At 76.4% G+C, this 16,430-nt stretch carries 20 protein-coding genes; 10 read left to right on the top strand and 10 right to left on the bottom strand.

Features of this window, described 5'->3' with window-relative positions:
• Nucleotides 1-54: 54 nt before the first annotated feature.
• Entirely contained in the window at nt 55-1,023 is a 969-nt protein-coding gene (locus I598_RS03335; RefSeq protein ID WP_068201248.1) for a LysR family transcriptional regulator, read from the bottom strand.
• 90 nt (nt 1,024-1,113) lie between these two features.
• Between I598_RS03335 and I598_RS03330 the strand changes: the two genes are divergently transcribed.
• The 3 genes from I598_RS03330 (at nt 1,114) to I598_RS03320 (ending at nt 4,223) form a co-directional block, all read left to right on the top strand.
• The gene (locus tag I598_RS03330; protein ID WP_157557147.1) at nt 1,114-2,109 is read left to right on the top strand and encodes a threonine ammonia-lyase; all 996 of its coding nucleotides are present in this window, start codon (nt 1,114-1,116) and stop codon (nt 2,107-2,109) included.
• Between the two features lie 9 nt (nt 2,110-2,118).
• On the top strand, nt 2,119-2,739 hold the full coding sequence (locus I598_RS03325) for an L-threonylcarbamoyladenylate synthase (RefSeq protein ID WP_068201244.1): 621 nt from the start codon (nt 2,119-2,121) through the stop codon (nt 2,737-2,739).
• A gap of 77 nt (nt 2,740-2,816) precedes the next feature.
• Nucleotides 2,817-4,223 carry a UTP--glucose-1-phosphate uridylyltransferase gene (locus I598_RS03320; RefSeq protein ID WP_068201242.1) on the top strand — a complete coding sequence of 469 codons (1,407 nt, stop codon included), beginning with the start codon at nt 2,817-2,819 and terminating at the stop codon, nt 4,221-4,223.
• Here I598_RS03320 and I598_RS03315 read toward each other — a convergent pair.
• Nucleotides 4,201-4,890 carry an IMPACT family protein gene (locus tag I598_RS03315; protein ID WP_232314249.1) on the bottom strand — a complete coding sequence of 230 codons (690 nt, stop codon included), beginning with the start codon at nt 4,888-4,890 and terminating at the stop codon, nt 4,201-4,203. The two genes, I598_RS03320 and I598_RS03315, sit on opposite strands and share 23 nt — an antisense overlap.
• Nucleotides 4,891-4,960: 70 nt before the next feature.
• On the opposite strand from I598_RS03315, the gene I598_RS03310 reads away from it, so the two are divergent.
• Nucleotides 4,961-5,635 (top strand): site-specific integrase, encoded by a 675-nt coding sequence (locus I598_RS03310; protein WP_232314248.1) that lies wholly within the window; start codon nt 4,961-4,963, stop codon nt 5,633-5,635.
• 104 nt (nt 5,636-5,739) lie between these two features.
• Here the strand turns inward: I598_RS03310 and I598_RS03305 are convergent, their stop codons facing one another.
• From I598_RS03305 to I598_RS03275, 8 genes are all read right to left on the bottom strand, one after another.
• Nucleotides 5,740-6,411 carry a GNAT family N-acetyltransferase gene (locus tag I598_RS03305; protein ID WP_068201240.1) on the bottom strand — a complete coding sequence of 224 codons (672 nt, stop codon included), beginning with the start codon at nt 6,409-6,411 and terminating at the stop codon, nt 5,740-5,742.
• A gap of 5 nt (nt 6,412-6,416) precedes the next feature.
• A complete protein-coding gene (locus I598_RS03300) occupies nt 6,417-6,977 on the bottom strand; it encodes a hypothetical protein (RefSeq protein ID WP_068201238.1) in 561 nt (186 codons plus the stop codon).
• A complete protein-coding gene (locus I598_RS03295) occupies nt 6,974-8,362 on the bottom strand; it encodes a DUF58 domain-containing protein (protein WP_083972820.1) in 1,389 nt (462 codons plus the stop codon). Before I598_RS03295 ends, I598_RS03300 begins: the two co-directional genes overlap by 4 nt.
• Entirely contained in the window at nt 8,359-9,339 is a 981-nt protein-coding gene (locus I598_RS03290) for an AAA family ATPase (RefSeq protein WP_068201236.1), read from the bottom strand. The genes I598_RS03295 and I598_RS03290 overlap by 4 nt, the downstream gene beginning before the upstream one ends.
• Entirely contained in the window at nt 9,336-9,806 is a 471-nt protein-coding gene (locus I598_RS03285; protein ID WP_068201234.1) for a hypothetical protein, read from the bottom strand. Before I598_RS03285 ends, I598_RS03290 begins: the two co-directional genes overlap by 4 nt.
• On the bottom strand, nt 9,803-10,066 hold the full coding sequence (locus tag I598_RS18370; protein WP_418268510.1) for a DUF4129 domain-containing protein: 264 nt from the start codon (nt 10,064-10,066) through the stop codon (nt 9,803-9,805). Before I598_RS18370 ends, I598_RS03285 begins: the two co-directional genes overlap by 4 nt.
• Before the next feature lie 224 nt (nt 10,067-10,290).
• Nucleotides 10,291-10,518 carry a hypothetical protein gene (locus I598_RS18015; protein WP_232314247.1) on the bottom strand — a complete coding sequence of 76 codons (228 nt, stop codon included), beginning with the start codon at nt 10,516-10,518 and terminating at the stop codon, nt 10,291-10,293.
• Nucleotides 10,515-11,699 carry a DUF3866 family protein gene (locus I598_RS03275; RefSeq protein ID WP_068201230.1) on the bottom strand — a complete coding sequence of 395 codons (1,185 nt, stop codon included), beginning with the start codon at nt 11,697-11,699 and terminating at the stop codon, nt 10,515-10,517. The genes I598_RS18015 and I598_RS03275 overlap by 4 nt, the downstream gene beginning before the upstream one ends.
• 34 nt (nt 11,700-11,733) lie before the next feature.
• Here I598_RS03275 and I598_RS03270 point away from each other — a divergent pair, with 34 nt between their 5' ends.
• From I598_RS03270 to I598_RS03245, 6 genes are all read left to right on the top strand, one after another.
• Nucleotides 11,734-12,804 carry a helix-turn-helix transcriptional regulator gene (locus tag I598_RS03270; protein ID WP_068204846.1) on the top strand — a complete coding sequence of 357 codons (1,071 nt, stop codon included), beginning with the start codon at nt 11,734-11,736 and terminating at the stop codon, nt 12,802-12,804.
• Nucleotides 12,797-13,771: a helix-turn-helix transcriptional regulator gene (locus I598_RS03265; protein ID WP_068201228.1), complete on the top strand. Its 975-nt coding sequence runs from the start codon at nt 12,797-12,799 to the stop codon at nt 13,769-13,771. Before I598_RS03270 ends, I598_RS03265 begins: the two co-directional genes overlap by 8 nt.
• 10 nt (nt 13,772-13,781) lie before the next feature.
• A complete protein-coding gene (locus I598_RS03260) occupies nt 13,782-14,144 on the top strand; it encodes a hypothetical protein (protein ID WP_068201226.1) in 363 nt (120 codons plus the stop codon).
• Nucleotides 14,145-14,261: 117 nt separating this feature from the next.
• Nucleotides 14,262-14,561: a Sec-independent protein translocase subunit TatA gene (gene tatA, locus I598_RS03255; RefSeq protein WP_232314246.1), complete on the top strand. Its 300-nt coding sequence runs from the start codon at nt 14,262-14,264 to the stop codon at nt 14,559-14,561.
• A gap of 10 nt (nt 14,562-14,571) precedes the next feature.
• Nucleotides 14,572-15,345, top strand: coding sequence for a twin-arginine translocase subunit TatC (tatC, locus tag I598_RS03250; protein WP_232314245.1), 774 nt, complete (start codon nt 14,572-14,574; stop codon nt 15,343-15,345).
• Nucleotides 15,346-15,406: 61 nt separating this feature from the next.
• Entirely contained in the window at nt 15,407-16,405 is a 999-nt protein-coding gene (locus I598_RS03245) for a diacylglycerol/lipid kinase family protein (RefSeq protein WP_232314244.1), read from the top strand.
• Nucleotides 16,406-16,430: the final 25 nt, after the last annotated feature.

Here is a 16,430-nt window from a genome sequence, read left to right as displayed (position 1 = left end):
GTCCCGCCGGCGCCCCGAGGTCGGCGGGGCGCCCCGCGGGCGGGCCCGGCCCGGTCAGCCGACCGTGGCGACGAGCTGCTCGACGAGCGCCCGGGCGGGCGGCGACGGCTCCCCGACCGTGAGGGCGAGCACGTCGCGCCGCGCCCCCGGGACGGGGTGCGTGGCGACGTCGGGGTGCCGGTGGGCGCGCAGGGCCAGCCCCGGCAGCAGGCTCACGCCCGCGCCGGCGGCGACCAGCGCCTGCACGGCGACGTAGTCGTCCGTCTCGAACGAGATGCGCGGCGCGTACCCGGCCGTCGCGCACCGGGCCACCAGGTCCGCGCGGCAGCGCTCGCAGCCCGCGATCCAGGTCGCCTCGGCATGGCGGCGCAGCAGCGCGGTGCCGGCGGCGTCGTCGTCCGTGGACGGCGCGCCCGCACCGGGGCCCTCGTCCGCTCCGGTCGGAGCGCCGTCCGGAGCGGTCACCAGGTGCACGGAGTCCGCCAGCACCGGGGTGACGCGGAACGGCGACAGGTCGTCGACGCTGCGGGCGTGCCGCACGTCGGGGTGCTCGAAGACGACCGCGACGTCCACCTCCCCGGACCGCAGGGCGGCGACGGCCTCTGGCGGCTCGGCCTCGACCAGCGTGACGCCGAGCCCGGGGTGGGCCGCGCGCAGCCCCTGCACGGCGGCGGGCACCACGGTCGCCAGCGCCGACGGGAACGCGGCGAGCCGTACCCGCCCGGCGCGCAGGCCGGCCAGCGCGTCCAGCTCACGCTGCGCGGCCGCCACGCGGGCGATGATCTCCTCGGCCCGCTCCGCGAGCATCCGCCCCGCCTCGGTGAGACGCACCCCGCGACCCGCCCGCTCCAGCAGCGGGATGCCTGCCTCGGCCTCCAGCCGGGACAGGTGGTGGCTGACCGAGGGCTGGGCGTAGTGCAGCTCGCGCGCGGCCGCGGTCACCGACCCCGTCCGGGCGACGGCGGCCAGGACCCGCAGCCGGGTGAGGTCGAGCTGGGCGGCCGGGGGAGGGACGTCGGTCATGCGTCCAGCCTACGACCGATCGACGCAGACGATGCATCGACGAGAAACTACGTATTGGACCGATGGATGGGGCTCGGGGACGCTGGAACCATGACCGCGCAGCCGCCCACCCTGAGCGACGTCCTGGCCGCCCGCCGCCGGCTGGCCGGTCACGTCGTGCGCACCCCCGCGACCACCTACCCGGCCCTCGACGACGTCGCGCACGCCGCCGGCGTCACCGCGACCCGGCTCGTCGTCAAGCACGAGAACCTCCAGCGCACCGGCTCCTTCAAGGTCCGCGGCGCGCTCAACCTCGCCCTGCGCGGCGACCTGCCCGCCGGCGGCATCGTCGCCTACTCCACCGGCAACCACGCCCAGGCGCTCGCCCACGCGGCCCGGCAGGTCGACCTGCCCTGCACCGTCGTCATGCCGCGCGACCCCAACCCCGTCAAGGAGCGCGCGGTGCGGGCGCTCGGCGCCGACGTCGTCCTCCACGGGCCCGACCTCACCACCGCCGCGGCGCACGCGGGCGAGCTGGCCGCCGAGAGCGGGGCCCGCCTCGTCAGCGCCGCCGACGAACCCGACCTCGTCGCCGGCGTGGCCACCGCCACCCTCGAGCTCCTCGAGGACACCGACGACCTCGACGTGCTCGTCGTGCCCGTCGGCGGCGGATCGGGCGCGGCAGCCGCCTGCCTCGTCACCACGGCCCTCGCCCCGCACGTCGAGGTGATCGGCGTGCAGGCCGCCGGCGCCCCCGCCGCCCACGACTCGTGGCGCACCGGGCAGCTCGTCACCCGCCCGATCGCCACCCGCGCCGAAGGGCTCGCCACCGGCCGGGGCTTCGCCCTCACCCAGGAGCTGCTGCGCGCGGGACTGACCGACTTCCTCCTCGTCGACGACGACGCGATCTCGCAGGCCCAGCACGCCTACCTCACCGCGGGCCGCACCGTCGCCGAGGGGGCCGGCGCGGCGGCGCTCGCGGCCGTGCTCGCGCACCCCGCGCGCTTCGCCGGACGCCGGGTCGGCGTGATGTGCAGCGGCGGGAACGCGTCGTCCGACGAGCTGCTGCGCGCGCTGACCAGCACCGGGGCGACCGTTCCGGCGTAGTGTGGCCGGATGGCACGCGTCGTCGACATCCACCCGACCGACCCCCAGCCCCGGGCCGTGCAGCAGGTCGTGGACGCCCTGCGCGACGGGGCGCTCATCGCCTACCCGACCGACTCGGGGTACGCCCTCGGCTGCCAGGTCGGCCAGCACGACGGCACCGAACGGATCCGGCAGATCCGGCGGCTGGACGCCCGGCACCACTTCACGCTCGTCTGCTCGAGCTTCGCCCAGCTCGGCCAGCTCGTCCGGCTCGACAACGCCGAGTTCCGGGCGATCAAGGCCGCCACCCCGGGCCCGTACACGTTCGTCCTGCCCGCGACCCCCGAGGTGCCGCGGCGACTCGCGCACCCGAAGAAGAAGACCGTGGGCGTGCGGATCCCCGACTCGCGCGTCGTGCGGGCGCTGCTCGACGGGCTGGGCGAGCCGCTGCTCAGCTCGACCCTCATCCTGCCGGACCACACCGAGCCGATGACGCAGGGCTGGGAGGTCGCGGACGCCCTCGACCACGTCGTCGACGTCGTGGTGGAGTCCGGCGAGGTCGTGGCGGCGCCGACCACCGTCGTCGACTTCTCCGCCGGCTACCCGGAGGTGGTCCGCGTCGGCGCGGGGGACCCGGCGCCCTTCGAGTGACGGCCGTCCGGCGGCTCGCGCCGAACGTGTCGCGGGCCGTTCACCCGGGCGTCACGCGCGCCGGTTAGGGTGCGGGCATGAGCGAACGCGGACTCGAGCTGGCCCAGGACAAGATGCGCGACGCGGGCGTCGTGCCCGCCGCGGTGGACGTGTTCACGCGGTTCTACCGGCTGCTGGAGGAGGACGTCAGCGGGTACGTGCGCGAGGCCGACGTCGAGCCGCTGTCGGACCTGCCCCGCGCCGCCGACCTGACCGTCGGCCCGGACGAGGCCGGCGCCGCGCTCGCGCGCACCGCGATCATCAAGCTCAACGGCGGACTCGGCACGTCGATGGGCATGGACCGGGCCAAGTCGCTGCTCACGGTGCGCCGCACCGAGGACGGCGAGGACCTGACGTTCCTGGACGTCATCGTCCGCCAGGTCCGGGCGGCGCGGGCCGCGACGGGCGCCCGGCTGCCGCTGGTGCTCATGAACTCGTTCCGCACCCAGGACGACACCCTGGCGGCGCTGGCGCCCTACGACGACGTCGCGGTCGAGGGGCTGCCGCTGGACTTCCTGCAGAACCGCGAGCCGAAGCTGGCGGCCGACACTCTCGAGCCCGTCGACTGGCCCGCCGACCCGACCCTCGAGTGGTGCCCGCCGGGCCACGGCGACCTGTACCCGGCGCTGCACGCCCACGGGATCGTCCGCGCACTCCTGGACGCGGGCTTCCGCTACGCGAGCGTCTCGAACTCCGACAACCTGGGCGCCGCCCCCGACGCCGAGATCGCGGCGTGGTTCGCCGCGTCCGGCGCCCCGTACGCCGCCGAGATGTGCCTCAAGACGCCGGCCGACGTCAAGGGCGGCCAGCTGGTGGTCCGCAAGGCCGACGGACGGATCATCCAGCGCGAGACCGCCCAGACCCATCCCGACGACGTCGAGGTCTCGCTCGACCCGACGCGGCACCGGTACTTCCACACGAACAACCTGTGGTTCGACCTGGAGGCCCTGGCCGCCGAGCTGGACCGGACCGGAGGGGTGCTCGAGCTCCCGCTCATCCGCAACGCCAAGACGGTCGACCCGACGGACCCCGCGTCGCCCGAGGTCGTGCAGATCGAGTCCGCGATGGGTGCGGCGGTCGCGGTGTTCGAGGGCGCCACCGCCATCGAGGTGGGCCGTGAGCGGTTCCTGCCGGTGAAGACGACGAACGACCTGCTGCTGCTGCGCTCGGACGTCTACGAGCTCACCGACGCGTACCGCGTGGTCGCGCAGGTGCCCGCGCCGCTCGTGCAGCTGTCGAAGGACTACAAGACGATCGGTGCGTTCGACGCGCGCTTCCCGGCCGGCGCGCCGTCGCTGCGCAGGGCCTCCGGGCTGGCCGTCGACGGCGACTGGACGTTCGGCGCGGACGTCGTCGTGCAGGGGGACGCCGCGCTGCCCGCCCCGGACGGGGGAGCGGGCACCGTCCCAGACGGCGCGACGGTCACGGAGTCCGGGATCGCCTGACGTCGACCACCCGCTGCGCCCCGATCTCGGGGCGCAGCGTCCCGGCGCCGACGGCCCCGACGTCCGCGCCGAGGCTGTCCAGCGCAGCCGGCGGGACGAGCAGCCGCAGCCGCGCCGTCGCCGCGTAGAGGGTGTCCTCGACGACGGCGTCATGGTGCGTGGCCCAGTCGCGCAGGAGGTGCTCCACCCGCCCCGCGTCGGCGTGCGGCACGTCGAGGGCCACCTCGACGAGCCGCCGCCGGTCCAGGACGAGGCCGCCCCGGTCGGCGTCGTCGAGCGCGGCCGCGACGGCTCCCGAGTAGGCGCGCACCAGCCCGCCCGCGCCGAGCAGGACGCCGCCGAACCAGCGGGTGACGACCGCCACCACGTCGGTGGTGCGGCGGTGCCGCAGCACCTCGAGCATCGGCACCCCGGCGGTGCCGGACGGCTCGCCGTCGTCGGTCGAGCGCCGGGTGTCCGCGTGGGTGCCGAGCACGACGGCGACGCAGTGGTGCCGGGCGTCCCAGTGCCGCTTGCGCACCCGGGCGACGACGTCGTCGGCCTCGTCCTGGGTGCGCACCGGTGCCAGGTGGGCCAGGAAGCGTGACCGCTTGACCACGAGCTCGTGCTCGACGACCCTCCCCAGGGTCGACGGCAGGTCGGCATCGGGCGTCGGTATGGAGCTCACGGCACGAGGCTATCGGCGACACGCCGGACCGATGCTCGGAGAAAAGTGTGCCAAGCGCGAGGATGAGCCCGTGACCGGCGACGATGCGAACGACAAGGCCCCGACGAACCCCGCGGCGCAGGCTGCTCGGTACCCGCGCCCCACGGTCGGTCTCGACGAGGCGGAGTGGGTGTGGCGGCACCTGGGGGTGGAGGCGCTACGCCCGGACGGCCGGCCCGAGACGGTCCGGCTGGCCGTCATCGCGGGCCTGACCCGCGCGACGGGAGCGCGCTACGGCGACCTGCTGCGGGTGCGGGTGGACGACCTCGACCTCGGGCCGGCAGGTGCCGCGGGCCGAGGTCGGGTGGCGGGGGAGCGGGGCGCAGGGGAGGGAAGGGTGCTCGTCCGGCACGGCAAGCACCGGACGCCGCGCCGGCACCGGGTGCCCGGCGACGTGCTCCTGGTGCTGCGGCACTGGATGACGGTGCGCGAGGAGCTGGCCGCCGAGCTGGAGGGGTCGGTGCCGCGGGCGCTGCTGCTCACGGTCCACCACACCCACGACAACGGCACGACGGTCGCCTCCGGGCTGCCGATCACCCGGCAGGGGCTGGTGCTCTCGTGGCGGCGGTTCGTGCTGCGGACGAACGCCCGGTACGGGGCGACGCGGCCGCCGCTGCCCACCCGGTTCGAGCAGGTGCGCCGGGCCTGGTGCGATGCGGGCGTGCCCGACCTCGGGGTCGAGGTGGTGACCTCCGAGCAGGGATGAGGTCAGAGCGTCGAGCAGTCCTCGTCCTCCTGAGACGGGTATAAATAGTGTGCCAAGCGCACGTCAAGCCGCTGACCGCCTACGAAGACAGCGGCGCGGCGCCCCTACCGGGTCGCCAGGCCGAGCAGGGGAGCGTCCGGGCGGTGCGAGGGCAGCTCGTCGAAGCCGAGACGGTCGTAGAAGGCCCGCGCGCCGACGTTGGCGGGGTCGTAGCCGAGGTGCACGCCCGGCACGCCCTGCTCGACGAGCGCGGCCCGCAGCGTGTCGATGAGGCGACGCCCGAGGCCCCGGCCCTGCGCCTCCGGGACGAGGTCGATGTGCAGGTGCGCCGGGTGCGTCTCCAGCTCGCCGCCGCGCAGTCCCCGCACCATCCGCGCGGGGTCGGTCCCGTCCCGGACGAGTGCGGCCTCGCTGTACCCCGGGTCGGCCCCGGTGGCCGGACCCACCTCGGGGTGCCGTGCACGGAACCGCGGGCTCCAGTCCGACTCCCACCAGTCCGCGAAGTCCTTGGTGTCCGCCACCGCGATGACGTAGCCCAGCATCCGGCCGTCCTCGACGGCCAGCGGGTCGTCCGCGGCGGTGGCACCGGTCTCGACCACGACGAAGGCGAGGTCGGGGGAGTGGTCCACGTAGGGCAGGGCGTACACGTCGGGCATGAGGGTGTCGTCCGAGTACACGCCGCGCGCGTCGCCCCCGCCGGCGGCGGTGCGCACGCACACCTCGGCGACGGCGTCGCGGTCACCGGGACGGTAGGGACGGATCTCCAGGTCGGTCATGGCGGTCATCGTCGCAGGAGCACCACGACCAGCACCACCAGCGCTCCGCCCCCGGCCGCGACGAGCACCGCCGAGGGCCCCGACACGAGCAGGGTCACCAGCGTGCCGGCCACCAGCGCGGCCGCCACGACGACGACGTCGCGACCGCCCGCGCGGACGAGCGCGGCCACCTCGACCCGTGCGCCGGGGCCGACCTGCTCCGCCCACCACGCGGTGCGCAGCACCGCGTAGCCGAGCGGTGCCGTCCACCACACGGCCGGGTCGAACGGGGCGGCGGGGGACGCGAGGAGCGAGACCGCGGCGACGCACAGGGTGATCGCGGCGGGGGCCCGGCCGGGACGGAGCAGCAGCCAGGCCAGGGCGCCCCCTCCGGCCAGCCAGACGAGCCCCGTGATGCCCTGCGGCACGCGGGAGACGGCGGAGACGACGAGGGTGGCGGCCAGCGCCAGGCACACGACGCGCAGCACGACCCCGGGGACGGCGGGGGCGTGGTCGACCTCGACGACGGGCAGGGGCCGCTCCTGGCGGCGGGCGCGCCACGACCGCAGCTCGGCGGACACGTTCACCGGGCACCTCCCGCGACCGGGCCGGCAGGGGCGGCGCGGTGCCGCTCGCCTGCGCGGACCAAGGCCTCGAGGCGGGCGGAGGCCGAGGCGCGGGCTTCACCCGCCCAGGGCACCACGGGCACGCCCTCCGCGACGAGCTGGTCGAGCCGGTCCTGCCGCTCGAGCGCCGTCACCCGCCACGCGATGCTCAGGTGCGGCTCCGCCACGGGGTGCACGCGCGGGAGGGTGTCGACCACCACGACGCGGTGCCCGAGCTCGCGCCAGGTCCGCACGACACGCAGCACCTCGTCGTCGAGGACCGTGGTGAACAGGTACACCACGGCGTCGGCGGGCAGCCGGGGCGCGCGCAGCCGCCGGGCCGGCGTGCCGAGCGGGCTGCTCAGCGCCAGCCCGAGCAGGAGGCGCCGCAGGTGGCGCCGCCCGGCCGCGGCGGGCAACGGGCGACGGCGACGGCCGAGGTCCTCCAGGCCGACCCGGTCGCCGGCGTCGACGACGGCACCGGCGACCGACGCGGCCGCGTGCCGGGCGAGGTCCAGGGACGTCGGTTCGTCGACCCGGCGCGGCCCGCTGCCGCGCCACGTGCGCAGATCGGGACCGACGTCGTCGCGGGAGTCCAGCACGAGCATCGTCGTCGCCTCGGCCGTGGCGAAGGTGCGCCGGACGTACAGCTCCTCCAGGTCGGGCGACCGGCGGGCGGTCGTGCGCCAGTCGATGCGGCGCAGCCGGTCCCCGGGCACGAACGCATGGATGTCGCGCAGCTCGTCCCCGGACCCCAGCCGGCGGGACGTGTGCGGACCGGTGAGGCCCCGCAGGCGGGGCGGCAGCGGCACGCGGCCGAGCGGCATGGCGGCGGGCAGGACGAGCTGGTCCGGGGCGACGGCCCGCACCGGGTCCTCGGCCGTGGCACCGCCCGGCCCGTGCCCGCGCAGGTCCACGACGAACGTCGGCTGCGGCCCGGTGCGCACGGTGGACAGGTGCAGGGTCACCTCGCGCCGCGCGGCCGGGACGACCAGCTCGACGCTCCGGTGCCCCGGCGCGGCCACGCGCACCTGCACGAGCTCCGCACCGGGCGGCGGGTCGATCGTCAGGACCGCCCCCAGCCGTCCGGGCGCCGAGGTCGGCGCGGCGGCGAGCTCGGCGTGCGTGGGCCGGTCGAGGACGGGGCCCGTCCACGCGCCCGGGCGTCCCGCCCACGTCGCGGACAGCAGCACGGGCACGCCCAGGAGGGCGACGTCCGCACGGCCGGTGAGCAGACCGACCGCGAGGAGGGCCGCGCCGAGCACGACGGAGCCCGCGCCGGTCGGCGTCCAGCGCCAGACGGGCTCGCCGGGCCGCCGCTCGCCGCGTTCGCGGGCGGCGTCCCGGCCGGTCGCGCCGAAGCTCACCGGCCCCGTCCCACGGTCGCCGGACCCGCGACGGAGGCCAGGAGCTCGGTGACGACGTCCTCCGGGCGCACGGCCGACGCCCACGCGGTCGGGGTGAGGGTGAGCCGGTGCGCCAGCACGGGCACGGCGACGCGCTTCACGTCCTCGGGCAGCACGTGGTCGCGCCCGTCGAGCACGGCCACCGCACGCCCGAGCAGCAGGAGGTTCTGCGACCCGCGGGGCGACGCCCCGACCTCGAGCGACGCGTGGCCGCGGGTCGCCGCGGCGAGGTCGACGCAGTAGCGCGCGACGTCCGGGTCCACGGCGACGGCCTCCACCCCGGCCTGCATGGCGAGCACGGTCGCGGGGTCGACGACCCGGCGGACCGGCGCGGCCTCCTGACGGCGCTCCACCCGGCGCAGGAGCACGTCGACCTCCTGCGCGGCGTCGGGGTACCCGACGGCGAGCCGCACCATGAACCGGTCGAGCTGGGCCTCGGGCAGGGGGTAGGTGCCCTCGTACTCCACCGGGTTCGACGTCGCCACGACGTGGAACGGTCGCGGCAGGGGGCGGGTGGTGCCCTCGGTCGAGACCTGCCGCTCCGCCATCGCCTCGAGCAGCGCCGACTGCGTCTTCGGCGCCGTCCGGTTGATCTCGTCGGCGAGGAACAGCCCCGTGAACACCGGTCCCGGGTGGAACACGAACTCCCGCGTCGCCGGGTCGAACACGCTCGAGCCGGTGACGTCGCTCGGGAGCAGGTCCGGCGTGCACTGGAGGCGGGCGAAGTCCAGCCCGAGCGCCGTGGCCAGCGACCGTGCGGCCAGCGTCTTGCCCAGCCCCGGCACGTCCTCGAACAGCACGTGCCCGCCTGCCAGGACCGCCGCGAGCGCCAGCTCGAGGGTGTCGCGCATGCCGACGACGGCGGTGCCGATCTCGTCGAGGACGGTGCGGGCGTGGGTGGCGATGTCGGGGACGGGCAGGGGGGCGGGGGGCGTCATCGGCGGGGCCTTCCGGGTGGGGTGGGGAGGTGGTCGAGGGCGTCGAGCCAGCGGTGCAGGGTGCGGGGGGTGGGGGGTCGGCGGGAGGTGAGGCCGGTGACGACGTCGGTGCCGAGGAGGTGTGCGGCGGCGGCGTGGTGGGTGGGGTCGTCGAGGTGGATGCCGTGGGGGGCGAGGCGGTGGGTGGCGACGGCGTGGACGCGGCGGGTGACGCGGGCGGAGACGCGGCCGTCGCGGGTGAAGGCGGCCCAGCCGAGGTCGGAGAGGTCGTGGCGGGCGCCGTGGCGGGTCTCGTCGGGGGGTTCGGGCCAGGTGGCCTGGTCGCCGTCGTCGAGGGCTCGCCAGAGGTGGTGGAGGGTGAGGGCTGCGGCGGGCAGGAGGAGGGCGTGGGCGGGGTCGAGGGTGCGGGTGAGGGTGAGGAGTGCGGCGGCGGTGAGGGCGAGGATCCAGGGGAGGTGTCGTCTCATGGGTGTGCTGCCGTGGGGGGTTCGTCGAGGGTGCGGGCGATGGTGGTGAGGGCGGTGCGGGCGGTGGTGACGTCGGTGTCGGTGACGGGGTGGTCGGTGAAGCGGGCGCGCTGGTAGAGGGTGCGCAGGGTGGTGAGCTCGGGGGCGGGGGCGGGGGTGGTGGTGAGGACGGCGGTGGTGAACTCGGTGCTGGTCTGGGCGGGGTCGCGGGCGGTGCCGTGGGTGGCTGCGGCTTCTTCGAGGGCGACCCAGGCGGCGATGACGCCGTCGGTGGGGGTGGTGGCCTGGTCGAGGTGGCGCAGGGCGCGGGTGACGGCGTCGGCGAGCTCGGCGGTGGGCAGGGCGGGCTGGGTGGCGCCGAGGTCGCGCCCGGGGTCGAGCTGGTCGGGGTCGTGGGGTGGGGGTGGTGCGTCGCGCAGGGCGGCGAGGATGCGGCGTCCGGCCCACCAGAGCAGGAGGAGGGCGGCGAGGACGGCGAGGGCGATCAGGACGGTGACGAGGGTCTGGCCGGTCTCGGGCGGGTCGGTGGGAAAGGGTTCGGGGGTGGTGGTGCGCTGTCGGTGGGGGTGGGGGCCTCGTCGAGGCGGAGGTCGAGGCCGAGGGTGGGCAGGCGCAGGTCCCAGGGGGTGGCGGCGGCGGCGCCGGCGAGGACGAGGGCGGTGAGGCCGAGGAGGGCGGCCGGGTGGGTGAGCCGGTCGCGGGGGGTGGTCATCGCAGGGCCTGGGCGTGCGTGCCGGCGACGGCGGCGGTGACGAAGGCGGCGGGGTCGTCGTCGAGGCGGCGGCCCATGGTGGACAGGGCGACGGGGACCTCGCGCAGGGCGTCGAGGAGGTCGGTGCCGGCGGGGACGTCGACGAGCCGGTGGCGGTCGGGGAGGGTGCTGGCCTGGTCGTCGATGCGGGCGGTGAGGTCGGCTCCCCAGCCGGGGCGGTCCTGCAGGGCGGTCTCGGGGCGGGCGACGGGGACGTCGGCGCCGGCGAGGGCGACGCGGCCGTAGGCGGTCAGCGAGTGGTGGGAGATGCCGAGGTGGCGGTCGCGGGGGTCGGCGCCGGACACGCGCAGCGACGCGACGGCGTGGCCGCCGAGGGTGGCGGCGGCGTTGACGGCTTCTCCGGCGGCGACGCCGGAGAAGCCCCAGCGGGTGCCGGTGCCGAGGTTGCCGGGTCCTTGGGCGACGACGGCGAGGTCGGCGTCGGTGACGTGGCGGGCGGCGAGGAGCCCGGTGTGCACGGTGACGGCCTCGTGGTCGCCGCCGAAGGCCTGGCCGACGGTGATGGTGGCGTCGAGCCAGCCGGCGTCGCGCAGGGCGGCGACGGTGCGGGAGAACGCGGCGGGCAGGGCGCCGCCGTCGGTCATGACGTAGGTGACGCGGGGGGCGGGCCGGCCGGCGAGTGCGGCGGCGTGGCGCGCGCCGGCCACGACGGCGGGCAGGGCGGAGTGCAGGTCGGCGACGACGACGGGCAGCCCGGCCAGGTCGTCGGCGTCGCGCAGGGCGGCGTGGTGGTCGGACTCCTGCTCGTCGACGCCGAGGACGAGGGCCTGCAGGGGGGTGTAGCGGGCCTTGACGAGGTGACCGGGGCCGGGGGGCGGGTCGGCGGGCAGGGTGTCGGGGTCGGTGGGTGCCACGACGAGCGCGTACCCGCCGGTGCCGAGGCCGCGCGCGAGGGCGGAGACGTTGAGGGTGAGACGGTCGCCGACGGCGGGGTCGCCGACGAGGCGTGTGTAGGCGAGCGCGCGGACGTCGTCGCCGGGGGCGCGGTCGGCGAGCGCCTGGTCGAGGGTGACGGTGAGCTCGCGGGCTCCGGTCCAGGTGCGTCCGCGGGCGCGGACGGTCCCGGTGCGCCAGGTGAGGTGGTCGGCGGTGCTGCGGTCGGTCGTCGGCCCTGTCGTCACCCGTGGAAGCGTACCGGGCACTACGGTGGAGCCGATGGTTGAGGACCTGGGGGCGCCGACGCGTCCGGACGAGCGGTTGTTGAATCTTGTCATCGCGTTGTTGAACACGTCGGTGGCGATGACGAAGCAGCAGGTGCGCTCGAGCGTCCACGGGTACGACCAGGCGGCGTCGACGGAGGCGTTCGAGCGGATGTTCGAGCGGGACAAGGACTCGTTGCGGGCGCTGGGTGTGCCGGTGGTGACCGTGGAGGGTGGCGGGCACAGCGACGAGGTGGGTTACCGCATCGACGCGGAGGCGTACGCGTTGGGTCCGGTGGACCTGACGGCGGCGGAGCTGGGTGTGGTGGCGTTGGCGGCGCAGCTGTGGTCGGACAAGACGTTGCGGACGGACATGTCGCGGGCGCTGACGAAGCTGGCGGCGGCGGGTGGCGGTGCGGCGGTGGACGACGCGGTGGCGGGGCTGGCGCCGCGGGTGCGGGCGGCGGGTGACGCGTACGGGCCGTTGCTGGAGGCGATCTCGCAGCGGCGGCGGGTGACGTTCCGGTACCGGGCGGCCTCGACGGGGCAGGTGCGGTCGCGGCGGGTGGAGCCGTGGCGGATCGCGGCGCGTGGGGGCGGCTGGTACGTGGTGGGTCATGACCTGGACCGGGGTGCGGTGCGGGTGTTCCGGTTGTCGCGGGTGGACGGCCGGGTGCGGCTGGAGGGGGAGCCGGGGGCGTTCGTGGTGCCGGACGGGGTGGACGTGGACGCGGCGCTGGGTTCGGGGCTGGGTGCGGAGCGGGTGGCGGTGCTGGGGGTGCTGCCGGAGCGGGCGTCGGCGTTGCGGGCGCGGGCGGTGCCGGTGGCGGGCGACGTGCGGGCGGACGGCGGGGACGGCGTCGACGAGCAGGCCGCGGCGGACGCGGGCCGGGACGTGGTGCGGGTGCCGTTCCGGTCGTCGGGCGCGATGGCGGACGAGGTGGCGGGGTACGGGGACGCGGTGGTGGTGCTCGGCCCGGCGGGCCTGCGGGACGAGGTGCTGCGCCGGTTGCGGGCGGCGGCGGGGTTGTCGTCGGTTCCGGGCCCCGGTGCGCGGGACGGGTTGGAGGACGGTTCGGATGGCTGAGCGGGCGGACGACCGGCTGGTGCGGCTGCTGGGGATCGTGGCGTTCCTGGACGGTGCGGGACCGGTGCGCGTGGAGGAACTGGCGGAGCGGTTCGCGGTGACCCCCGAGCGGATCCGGCAGGACATCGACGCGTTGTGGGTGTCGGGGACGCCGGGGTACATGCCGGACGACCTCATCGACTTCGACGCGTACTCCCTGGAGGCCGGTCTGGTGAGCCTCACGCAGGGGCGTGGCCTGACACGGCCGCTGCGGCTGGGCACGCGGGAGGCGGTCGCGCTGGTGGCGGCGCTGCGGGCGATGAGCACGACGCCGGCGGTGATGGCGGACCCGGGCCGGGCCGCGGTGGTGGCCTCGGCGCTGGAGAAGCTGACGGCGGCGACGGGGGAGGCGGCGGCGGCGCTGGACGTGCGGCTCGGCGGTGACGGCGACCCGGCGGTGCTGGGCGCGGTGACGCGGGCGTTGGCGACGGGGCGGCGGCTGCGGCTGCGGTACGTGGACGCCGCCGACGTCACCTCGCGCCGGGACGTGGACCCGTGGCGGCTGGTGACGCAGTCGGACGCGACCTACCTGGTGGGGTGGTGCCACCGCGCGGCGGGTCGGCGCACGTTCCGGCTGGACCGGGTGCTGGGTGCCGACGTGCTCGCGGAGGCGGTCTCGACCCGGCCGGAGGGCGCGGTGGTGGACGTGTTCGCGCAGGTCGCCTCCGAGGCGAGCCGGTCGCCGCGGGTGGCGACGCTGCGCCTGGCGTCCACGGCTCGCTGGATCGCCGAGGAGGTGCCGGTGGAGTCGGTGCGGGACCTGCCCGACGGGTCGTTCGAGGTGCGGCTGCGGGTGACGAACCCGGCGTGGCTGCAGCGGCTGCTGCTGACGAACGCGCCGCACGTGCTCTCGGTGGAGCCGGCGGACGTGGCCCGCGACGTCGCGGCGGCGGCGGTCGACGCGCTGGCCGCGTACGGCGAGTCGTAGGCTGACGCCCGTGTGGGGATGGATCTGGACGCTGCTGGTGGTCGCCGCGCTGCTGTTCCTGGGCTGGGTGGCCTGGACGGTGGTGCGCGCGGGGCTGCGGCTGCTGCGCGAGGGCGGTCGGTCGGCGCAGGTCTTCGGGGACGGCGCCGAGCGCGTCAGCGACGCGGTCGCCCGGGCGGAGGCCGAGCGCGCACCGGCCGGCCCGACCATGTTCGACGACCGGGCGGTGCTGCGCCGGCGCCTGCACGACCTGCGCGGCGCCCGGCGGGAGCGGACGGCCGCTCGCCGGGTGCGGCAGGAGCCGGTGTGGCGGTCGTGGCGGGAGAGCACCTGGTTGGAGCGGCGCACGGCGGCGCGACGGAACGGCGCATGAACGTCCGGTGACGTCCGCCGACGGCGCCGCGGTGGTGTTCCGCGGGCCACGGCACCCGGCCTACACTGGCCGGAAGCGCCCGTTCGGGCGCGGTGACCCTGCCTGGAGCTGAAGGCCGTGAGAATCTTCGAGAGCCCTGCCGTCCTCGTCGCGCTGATCGTGCTGGTCATCGTGCTGTTCGGCGCGAAGCGCCTGCCTGATGTCGCGAAGAGCGTCGGATCCTCCCTGAAGATCTTCAAGAAGGAGGTCAAGGACCTCCGCGACGACGACAAGGACGCCCCGGACGCCCCCGCGCAGCCGCCGGCCCCGACCTCGACGTCGACCCCGGCGCAGCCCGCGGCGCCCGCCCAGGACCCGTCGGCCGCGTCGGACGAGGGGACGACCCGGCCGAGCAGCACCGGGTCCGCGACCAGCTGAGAGGCGCACCATGTCCCGCACCCCCCGGGATCCCGAGGGGCGCATGCCGCTGCGCGAGCACCTCGTCGAGGTCCGCAAGAGGGTCGTGCGCATCGCCCTCGGGCTGCTGGCCGGCGCGATCCTCGGCTGGATCGTCTACGACCCGCTCCTGGACGCCCTCGTCGAGCCGCTCGCTCGGGCGTCCGAGGAGCGCGGCGCGCTCATCGGGCTGAACTTCGACGGCGTCGCCACGGCGATCGACATCCACTTCAAGGTCGCCCTGTTCCTCGGCGTGATCGTCTCGAGCCCGTGGTGGCTCTACCAGGTGTTCGCGTTCGTCAACCCGGGCCTGACCCGCGACGAGCGCAAGTACGTGTTCGGGTTCCTCGCCGCGGCCGTGCCGATGTTCCTCGGCGGTGTCGTCATGGCGTGGCTGGTGCTGCCGTCCGTGGTGCTGGTCCTCAACTCGTTCGTGCCCGAGGGCAACGCGAACCTCATCGGCGCCCAGCTGTACCTCGGGTTCGTCATGCGGCTCGTCCTGGCCTGCGGCATCGCGTTCCTCGTGCCGGTGTTCATGGTCGTGCTCAACCTCATGGGTGTCGTCTCCGCCCGCACGTGGCTCGCGGGCTGGCGGTGGGCGATCCTCGTGTCGTTCGTGTTCGCCGCGATGGTCACCCCCACCCTGGACGTCATGACGATGTTCGGCCTCGCGACCCCGATCTGCGTCCTGTACTTCGCCGCGACAGGCATCTGCTTCCTGCACGACCGGCGCACCGCACGCCGCCGCGTCGTGCCCGCCGAGTGAGGGTCCCGGCCTGCGCCGGGCCCGCCCGGTGAGCGACCGCGGCGCCGTGCGGCGGGTCGGGGTGGCTGTCAACCCCACTGCTGCGGGTGGCCGCGCCCGCGACGCCGGGCTGCTGGTGGTCGGGCGGCTGCGCGCCGCCGGGCACGACGTCGTCGACCTCACCGGTACCGACGCCGCCGACGCCACCGCCCGCACCACCACGGCCGTGCGCGACGGCGCCGTCGACGCCCTCGTCGTGGTCGGCGGGGACGGCATGGTGCACGTCGGCGTCCAGGCCGTCGCCGGCGCGGGCGTCCCGCTGGGCGTCGTCGCGGCCGGGACCGGGAACGACTTCGCCGCCGCGCACGACCTGCCGGTGCGTCGCCCCGGTGCGGCGGCCGACCTGCTGCTCACCGCCCTGGCCACCGGCCGCACCCGGCCCGTCGACGCGATCGCCGTCACCGGCGCCCCCGGGGCACGCTGGGTCGCCGGCGCGGTGTCCGCCGGGCTGGACGCCGCTGTCAACGGCCGCGCCAACGCGCTGCCCGCCCGCCTGCCCGCCCGGTACGTGCTGTCCGCCCTGGCGGAGATCGCCACGTTCCGCGCCTGGGGCTACGACCTGACGTTCACCGGGGTGGTCGACGACGGCGGACTCCCCCTCGAGCCCGCCGCGAGCGCCGACGACGTCGTGCACCGGTGGCGCGGACGCGCCGCGCTGGTCACCGCGGCGAACATCCACCGCATCGGCGGGGGCATCCGCGTCGCACCCGACGCCCGCAGCGACGACGGGCTGCTCGACGTCGTCGTCGCCACCGTGCTCACCCGGGCCGCGGCCGCGACGATCTTCCCGTCGATGTTCTCCGGGCGGCACACCCGCCGCCGCGACGTGCACGTCGTGCGGGCCGGTGCCGTCACCATCGCCCCGGCGGACGTGCCCTCTGCCGACCGGCCCCGCGGCGCACGGCAGCCCTCGGAGCTGCCCCTGGCGCACGGCGACGGGGAGGCGCTCGGACCGCTGCCCGTCACCGCGCGGGCCGTGCCGGGCGCCGTCGCCCTGCTCGCCGCACCCGGCGGGCCGTGACCCGGTCCGACGAGGTTCGCGCCGT

Source organism: Isoptericola dokdonensis DS-3, from assembly GCF_001636295.1.
In the GTDB taxonomy this organism is placed as follows: Bacteria; Actinomycetota; Actinomycetes; order Actinomycetales; family Cellulomonadaceae; genus Isoptericola; species Isoptericola dokdonensis.
The sequence above is the reverse complement of the archived record's forward strand: the minus strand, read 5'-3'. Positions and strand labels throughout refer to the sequence as shown.